1 protein-coding gene is annotated in these 404 nt (G+C 34.9%); it reads right to left on the bottom strand.

Features of this window, described 5'->3' with window-relative positions:
• The coding region (locus ACVC2P_RS11890; RefSeq protein ID WP_452598689.1) for a hypothetical protein at positions 1-404 on the bottom strand (404 nt) is incomplete at both ends.

The following is a 404-nucleotide window of genomic DNA, read 5'->3' as shown; positions in this document are numbered from 1 at the left end:
TTATAATCGTCAGTATAATAGGTGTCAGGGCCATTCCATTCTTGACCAGCAAAAGAGACTTTAGTATTGTAATATAAATTAGCTGTTTGTCTACCAGGAGCATGTGTGCGAACTGGTAAATCATAAAATTCTATTTGATATGTTGTATTAGGTTCTAGATTATTTACTTGAGTATAAACCCCCGATAAATTGGTGTCTGTATGTTTAGATTTATTCCAGTACGCCATAACACTTTCATGACCAGAAGGCGGTGTTTTTATACGGTGTGGTCTCATCCAGATATTTGTGCCAGTACCTTGATTTAATAAAACATCACAATTGTAATCATTATAAAAATCTTCTGTTAGTAATACATGATAAGCAGCATAATAAATGGTGGCTTTCCATGGAAAAGGACCGTTGCC

The sequence above is a fragment of the Pontimicrobium sp. MEBiC01747 genome (assembly GCF_053601635.1).
The sequence above is the reverse complement of the archived record's forward strand: the minus strand, read 5'-3'. Positions and strand labels throughout refer to the sequence as shown.